Raw genomic sequence first — 5,372 nt, 5'->3', positions numbered from 1 at the left:
AGATTCAAAGGAAAGCTCGAAACATCCGAAATCAAGGGCAAAACCCGGTTGAATCATGCGATCGATATTTGCCACGCGGCGGGGATCGAAATGGATAGCCCGGCGGCGCTTCCGGCGCGGAAACGACTGGACCAACCGCTTCGTCCACGAGCTGCGCCGGCGCTGCGATTTGCAGGGGCGCGATATCCCGTTTTTCCTGCAGGGCTTCACCGACGGCTTCGAACGCTATCGCGACGTGCAGCTGCCGCTGCCAATACGCCTGGTGTGACCCGTGGCGTTTAATCGCAGGAAATCGGCCGCGATCGGCGTCAGGACGCCCTTCCTCGGATTCATTGAGCCTGCGCTTCCGACCTCGATCGGCAACGTGCCCAACGGCGACCGATGGATCCACGAAATCATCGGCAAAATATTTCGGGAACAAGTGGCAATGACCGGGCGTTGGGGCGTGTGTCTGGACGACGACGCCGGACATAATCAAAACGGCCCCAGCGCGTCCCCCGAAAGGCGCTGGGGCCGTTGCTTTTGGAACTCGCGCAATTACACGGCTATTGGCCGCCGCGCGGCGTCTTGGATAAAAGCTTTTCCTGCGCCTCGTGAACCGACAGGGCCGCTTCGGCTTCGGCACATCTGATCGCGTTACGTTTACGGGCCTCCCTCACAGAAGGGAACGGCGCGCCTAGCTTCCAGGCTCGCTTGCGAATCGAGGCTAGCGAACAGCGAAAGATCGATGCGGCGCGCGCGGCGGACACCCCACTGGCAACCAGCGATTTCAACCGCTCGCCATCTTCAACGGTCCAAGGTCTGTTTCCGAAGGGAGTCATAGCTAGCTGTCGAGATGGTCCTAATTCCTGCAGCGGGCGGAAAAAACGGCCCCAGCGCCTAAGGGGGATAGCGCGCGCTGAGGCCGTGAAGGCACGATGTCTAAATCCCATTAGACGGGATTCTAACTCGGAGCGGTTGCCACTTGTTCCCGAGGACTAAATCTGAGCAAAAGGCCCCAGCTGCGGGGCGCCGCGCTGAGGCCGCCAACCCGTGGGGGTTTTCTCCCGGTTCGGGGACGCAAGTTACCGGGAGCCGAAATCTACGCTCCATCCGCCGCGGATGTTCCCTGTCCCAATTTTAAATTTCGGGTGCCCGAATTAGGACGCTCCCAGAACGCGTCCCGAGCCCGGTGCATCGCCGGCGAGGCCGGGTTTTTCACCTTGATCCAGTGCGGCGAGCGGCCGCCGCGATACGGGCGATCGCGGTGCTTGGAAACTAGGCCCTCGAGGCCGAGCAGGAGGCGTGACGAAACAGGTCGGGCCCTATCTCGCCCTGTTCGAAATCCGACAGGAAAATTCCGTCGATCCGGCGTGCCAGCAGCCGGGTGAGGTTGGTCTTGCGCAGGCTCAATGGCGGCTTGCGGAGGTCGTCGCCGTCACTGACCAGGATGTCGAAAGCGTAGAACTGCACCTCATCGTTATGCGTGCGGCTGTCCAGGCCGTCGAAGTCGGAAATGCCATCGACGCCAAGCAGAACTGCTTCGCCATCGTTCACGAAGGAGCTGTTCCTGTTGCGCAACGCGGCTTCGATGACGAGCGGATAGCGGTCACTCCAGTCGGAACCGTTTCAGGTGAACAGGCGGACGCCTGCCTTCCCGTTTAGCCATCATGCTTGATCTCATGGAGCCAATTTTTGGAAGAGGGGACCTTGGTGCCGCGGGTCGGGATGCAAGGTTCGAACGTGGCGCTACGCATCGGCCTTCAGTGATGGGTTTGGGGTGGGTTTCGCTCGGGCCCGGACAATCCACAGACGACCTCTAATAGCAGAGGCCGAGCGTCTCATGGCCACCGCTATCGAAAGATAAGATCTGCCGCTGTTTCGCAATTCAAGCAGCCGGCGATCATCCTCCTCCGTCCAAGGCCAGTTCCTAGTTCCAACCATCGCAAGTTTCACGACGTCAGGGGCGATACGACTTGGCGTTAATTCAAGACGCAGGGCTCCGTTCCAAACAGGAGGTCAGCCCCGGAACGAATTCCTGGGTCGGGGTCTTGCCTTGCATGGGTCTATATTTTTTCGACATTCAAATAGGGGGAGCGCCGCGGTCCGTTGATGAGGAAGGCGAGCGCTTTCCCGACCTCGATGCCGCTCGTGTGGAAGCCGGCTTGGCACTTTGCAACTTAGGGCGGGATTTGATGTACACTGGGCAGACGGTATCCGAGATCACGATTTGGGTTAGAGACGAGATAGGCGAGGTAATGCATGCCAAGCTCGAGTTCCGAATTAGCCGGCTGAATTGATTCCAACTATTTCAGGGTGCCGGCGCGATTGGCACTTTACAGAGATCGTTTCCTTCATCGTCCACTACGACAAGGCAACGAGGTTTTTCTCCGACTTCTACGGCCATCGCATTCGCAATTTGGTGCGCCTTAGCGATCGCATCCTCGTTATCTCTACAGTTGAGGCCCCGCGGGTCAGGAATTCGATGTCCATTCGCTAATTCAAAATGATAGTGCGGCATTGTTGATAAATGCCCCACTATGATGTTCGTTCCCGAGCGCGCCCGTGTCTGAGCCTTGGTGCCCAGGTGGGCTTACCCCTTCGAGGGCTTCGCCTCGATCCTCGCCAGCTCAACCTGATCGGCAAGCGTTGTGAGATGCAAGGCCAGCCGGTCAAACAGGTCATGCTTTGCGTGGTCCGTGGCGAGGTCGCTAATCAGCCCGCATTCGGCCGCGTTGGTCCTGGGCTTTTCTAGTTGTCTTTGACAGTCCTTCACGGCGGGCACCGCTAAATTCGGGCCGCCCTCAAAAGGCGACGGCCCTGGAGCACGAAATCCAGGGGCCGTTTGGGAGGTTGTCTATCGTGCTCGGGCAACGACGATTGGAACAATTCGCAGCTGCCGCGGCCGTTCAAGCGCAATCAACAGAACGCTGCGAGGCCGGTGCCGACGACTCCATGAGTTGAAGCAGCCCGCGCCCCATTAGCCACCGAGTGGTGTGATGAGTGCGAAAATGACGACGGGCCCGGCGGTTCACGCCCGGCCGGGGGTTGTTCAAGAAAGACGCCAACACCCAGTGGGAGCGCCAACCCATTTCGCGCAACTCGGTTCCTGCGTTCACAAGTGTACAGACGCTTCTGTGCTTTGAGGTCAACGTTAAGTCTTCACGGCTCCAGTTGCTTTCCCGCGCTGGGGCCGTTTTTTAGTAAGCGTCAGCCAGTTTGAAATAGGCCGCCAACAGAGGCGGCCCAGGCGCGGCGCGTGTCACACGATTGTAGCATGTCAATTGCTACGGTTGGGCTGCCGGGATTTCAGCGCCCGACCAAGGAAATACCAACGCCCACCCAGCGATCATACTCCGCTGGGAGGCGTTGTGCGTTTGAGGTGGCGAGATCACGCCTCGTCTAGGCACATCCAGGCCAGGAACGGTGAGCCGGCGCCGCTAGACTAGCTGAACGCGAGAACGAGCCAACCTGACACCTCCTGCCACTATTAGCCGGCACGGACCGGGCGCGGTGAGAGTGGATATAAGCTGCAGTCCATCGCCACTGCTCAGCGTGAGAACGCGCCGTTTGTCGGAGGGCCACAACTCATGACAAGTCGCTTGCCGTGTGTTTGCATCGCGTCATTGTCGAAGAGCTTGAAGCCGCCTGTCCTGACGTCAACGCCCTGGTGTCAAGAAAATGCCGATTGCCAGGGCTCCAGTTTCAAGTCGGGGAGGGATGAACTCGGAAAGACGCTAGATTGCTTCCCACTGCTCAATCGGAAGCGTGCCTTTGTGATTCGACATCAGATCGGTGGGATTGATTGACCCGGCGACGCCTGCCTGGGAAGGCGAGAGCACAGTGTGTGACCAGGCAAATGCAACCATAAAAGCAATCGCGAGGGCTCCGATTGAAAAAACTAGTTTGCGCATCGTAGGCTCCTTGGTTGGCGAATTCGATGCGGTGAGGATGAGCTCATCGTGTTTCAGGAATTTGCCATCGCAAGCCATGATTGGTGTCGCCGCAGAATTTGTTGGTTTCATCAGGAACTGTACGAAGAAACGTCTTCACGAGTTCGCGAGGAAAACGTCGGTTCAACTAGGAGTGCAAACGTGCCCTGTCCGACCAAAAGGACAGCACTACGTCCCTAAACAAGGCGAGCGACCGTCTCAGTTGAGGGCCTCTTTCATTTGCCGATGCGGTCCCTTGTCTTCTAGGCGCTATCCCGTCCTAGTGCCCATCCATCGGACCTAAAACAAGGCCGCGCGAGCTGAAGATGTGCCGATGGTCCTAGAGAGCGCTGCCGGCACAAGAGACCAGCGGATCCGACGCATCCGTTTTTTGGGAACCTCTTCCCCACAAGACCATCCAATTTGCAGCGAGAAAAGCGGGAGGGCAGGTCCGAAGACCAGGGAGAACAACCAATGGCACAGGATTTTTGTAAGTCGCTCACAAGACGAAGTCTGGTCGCAGCAGGGCTGGCGCTGAGCGTTGCCCCGGTCGCTTTGGCGGGGGCTGATGACGCCTACGCGCAGGCCAAGGAAAATGCGAAGGACATCCCGTCTGAGAAAAGTCTGTATGCTCGGCTTGGGGGTGTATTCGCCATCGCGGCGGTGGTTGATCACTTCAGCGACGCCGTCGTGAAGAACCCCGTCGTTGGCCAGAAGTCCAAGAATCCGCACCTGCGGGAATGGCATACCAAGAACCTGAAAAGGTTGCCTGGCCTCAAATTCATGCGCACGCTGTGGGTCTGCAACGTTTCTGGTGGGCCTTTCCAGTTCACCGCGACCAAGCCCGGCAAGACGCCTGTCGGCCTGGAGGAGGCTCATCGGGATCTCCGTATCTCCCCGGCCGAATTCGATGAGGTCGCAGCCGAACTTGGACGGACGCTGGATTTCGCCAAGGTCCCGAAGCGCGAGAAGGCGGAAGTCCTGTCAGCCTTTGCGGCCCACAAGGATGAGGTCACGGCCGGCTACGTCGCGGCGGCCAAGCGCGGCTGAAGCCGCTGTACCGCCTCGTCCAGACGATCGCCGCCCAGCCAGCGCTGGGCGGGAAGTGTCCCTGCGCCCCAACAAGATCAAAGAAGTAGCACTACAAGCTGCGGTGCAACGAGTCTGTTTCTGGCACTTCTCGGACATGGCTAATCTGGCGGGCGATGGCCGCTTCTAAGTGAAAGCAGACATCGTTATTATTCGATTTGCGACTGGCCGCTCATGGCGCAAAGCGGCCGATCGCGATCGGTGTTATGGTTGGCGGAAGAGGGTGTCTCGGTGCCCATTGGGCGGTTGGCTTTACTGTCAAGCTACCTTTCCAGCGTGACATCCTTTCGAGGGACTGCTGAGGTAACGCACACTTTGATCACCGTGTGATCCAAAAACTTCCCTCCACCCCACGTTACATCATGTCACCGT

General features: G+C 58.6%; 6 protein-coding genes. 3 read left to right on the top strand and 3 right to left on the bottom strand.

Annotated elements, in window-relative coordinates:
• Positions 1-55: 55 nt before the first annotated feature.
• On the top strand, positions 56-268 hold the full coding sequence (locus JQ600_RS36540) for a hypothetical protein (RefSeq protein WP_212387413.1): 213 nt from the start codon (positions 56-58) through the stop codon (positions 266-268).
• Between the two features lie 989 nt (positions 269-1,257).
• Here JQ600_RS36540 and JQ600_RS37150 read toward each other — a convergent pair.
• A complete protein-coding gene (locus JQ600_RS37150) occupies positions 1,258-1,536 on the bottom strand; it encodes a hypothetical protein (protein ID WP_249136263.1) in 279 nt (92 codons plus the stop codon).
• A 503-nt stretch (positions 1,537-2,039) separates the two neighbouring features.
• Between JQ600_RS37150 and JQ600_RS37695 the strand changes: the two genes are divergently transcribed.
• Positions 2,040-2,279 (top strand): DUF6894 family protein, encoded by a 240-nt coding sequence (locus JQ600_RS37695; protein ID WP_409363281.1) that lies wholly within the window; start codon positions 2,040-2,042, stop codon positions 2,277-2,279.
• 11 nt (positions 2,280-2,290) lie between these two features.
• Here JQ600_RS37695 and JQ600_RS37690 read toward each other — a convergent pair whose 3' ends face one another.
• On the bottom strand, positions 2,291-2,500 hold the full coding sequence (locus JQ600_RS37690) for a DUF6894 family protein (RefSeq protein WP_409363282.1): 210 nt from the start codon (positions 2,498-2,500) through the stop codon (positions 2,291-2,293).
• 1,216 nt (positions 2,501-3,716) lie between these two features.
• A complete protein-coding gene (locus tag JQ600_RS36530; RefSeq protein WP_212270357.1) occupies positions 3,717-4,004 on the bottom strand; it encodes a hypothetical protein in 288 nt (95 codons plus the stop codon).
• A gap of 381 nt (positions 4,005-4,385) precedes the next feature.
• On the opposite strand from JQ600_RS36530, the gene JQ600_RS36525 reads away from it, so the two are divergent.
• A complete protein-coding gene (locus JQ600_RS36525) occupies positions 4,386-4,961 on the top strand; it encodes a group 1 truncated hemoglobin (RefSeq protein WP_212270366.1) in 576 nt (191 codons plus the stop codon).
• Positions 4,962-5,372: the final 411 nt, after the last annotated feature.

It is taken from the genome of Bradyrhizobium sp. AUGA SZCCT0176, assembly GCF_018130145.1.
Lineage (GTDB): Bacteria > Pseudomonadota > Alphaproteobacteria > Rhizobiales > Xanthobacteraceae > Bradyrhizobium.
The sequence above is the reverse complement of the archived record's forward strand: the minus strand, read 5'-3'. Positions and strand labels throughout refer to the sequence as shown.

Excerpts from the sequence above, each read along its gene's own strand:
- JQ600_RS36540 (WP_212387413.1), top strand. The coding sequence starts at position 56 with ATGCGATCGATATTTGCCACGCGGCGGGGATCGAAATGGATAGCCCGG.
- JQ600_RS37695 (WP_409363281.1), top strand. The coding sequence starts at position 2,040 with ATGGGTCTATATTTTTTCGACATTCAAATAGGGGGAGCGCCGCGGTCC.
- JQ600_RS37690 (WP_409363282.1), bottom strand. The coding sequence starts at position 2,500 with ATGCCGCACTATCATTTTGAATTAGCGAATGGACATCGAATTCCTGAC.
- JQ600_RS36530 (WP_212270357.1), bottom strand. The coding sequence starts at position 4,004 with ATGAAACCAACAAATTCTGCGGCGACACCAATCATGGCTTGCGATGGC.
- JQ600_RS36525 (WP_212270366.1), top strand. The coding sequence starts at position 4,386 with ATGGCACAGGATTTTTGTAAGTCGCTCACAAGACGAAGTCTGGTCGCA.